The organism is Candidatus Clostridium eludens, from assembly GCF_045310515.1.
Taxonomy (GTDB): Bacteria; Bacillota; Clostridia; order Clostridiales; family Clostridiaceae; genus Clostridium_B; species Clostridium_B eludens.
Map to the genome: position 1 here is coordinate 1 of NZ_JBJHZX010000119.1, position 1,451 is coordinate 1,451.

Below are 1,451 nucleotides of genomic sequence, written 5' to 3' on the forward strand. Positions count from 1 at the left end.
CCCCCTACCATGAATAAATATGCAATTTTAGTTATTAAAACTCGCATTTATTGATTACATCCCTCAATAATTCTTGGGTCCCTTTCTTGGTTTTATTATACATAGCATGTATCTTCTTATGACTTGCATCACTAACTGGTATTATATTGTCAATAGTAAGTCTTAAACTCCAATCATTTTTAAGTTCTACTATGTGATGTCCAGTTGAAGCAGAAACAATTTTATTCTCTATGAAGTAAGAAAATAAATCTAATCCTTTATAAGTTTTTATTATATAATCTCTAAGTGCTATCCATTCCTTTGAATGATAAAATAAGGTATATTGTTTATCTCTCTTATATCTTATCTTAATATCATACCTTCTATTATTATCTGCCTTAAATTGTTCATGGAGTTTTCTATGTTCCTCACAGTACTTTTCATTACCTGGAATAATCTTATGGCAATCACTAAAATTACATATCTTTTTAGGCGTTGTATCACCTCCGAGTTTTACTCCGTGTTTGACATAATATACATTGTGTTAAACTTATTTAACCTTTGTATTTGATACCTCTATGCCTTATATTTAGGGGGCTTATAAAGCATCTATATCATACAGTAATTTCATGAGTTTAACCTATACTCATTATGACAAATACAAGCTATATTTAAACACCAAAGTTCATATCATCTAAAGCTTTATCTAATACCTGTTGTTCTACTCCCTGGTTCAACTACATCCATACCACCACTTCATATCTTTAAAATAAAAAAGCCTTAATCTTTTTTTGTTTCATTTAGGACAAGACTTTTTGTTTTATCTACCTCATAGCTCCCTTGGTATGTATCCAAGTGCTTTAAAAGCTTCTTAAGTTTTTTATTTAGTACTTATTTTTATTTTCATTCACCAGTCTTCTAGGTGTATCCCATGTTACCACAGGAGCCACATCTTTATTTATTACTATATCTCCATCAGGATTTGTTTTGTATATGGATCTATTCTTCTTTATAAATGCACTATCTCCTATATATTTGTTTGCTTCATAATTAACTGTCCTTAAAACTTCACGTTTACGTGCTAAAGCAATCCTATGATCACATTTCAAATTACTAAAATTTCTTTGGATGCATTTTTTTACAGTATCTTTATTTGAATTTAATTTCCTGGCAATCTCAGAAATCGTTAGTCCATCTAAATATAATTTTTTGACCTGTTCTTTATCTAATGTAGTCCTCAAATTATCAACTCCTAAAAAAATATATACTTTACTCAAACCATAAAATGGCACATTCTACAGTCCCAATGCTATAGCTATTTTATCTAAGGCCCTTCTTTTAATTCTTTTGCATTGTCTTTCAGATTTATAAACCTTATAAATAAACTCATAATAACACATACCTTCTATACACTTATATGTTATAACTTCTCTTTCAACCTTACTAAGTGAATTTAAAGCTCTATCAGCCTG

1 protein-coding gene is annotated in these 1,451 nt (G+C 29.3%); it reads right to left on the minus strand.

From position 1 onward, the window contains the following. Window positions 1-863: 863 nt before the first annotated feature. Window positions 864-1,220: a DNA-binding response regulator gene (locus tag ACJDU8_RS25430; protein WP_406794981.1), complete on the minus strand. Its 357-nt coding sequence runs from the start codon at window positions 1,218-1,220 to the stop codon at window positions 864-866. Between the last annotated feature and the right edge of the window lie 231 nt (window positions 1,221-1,451).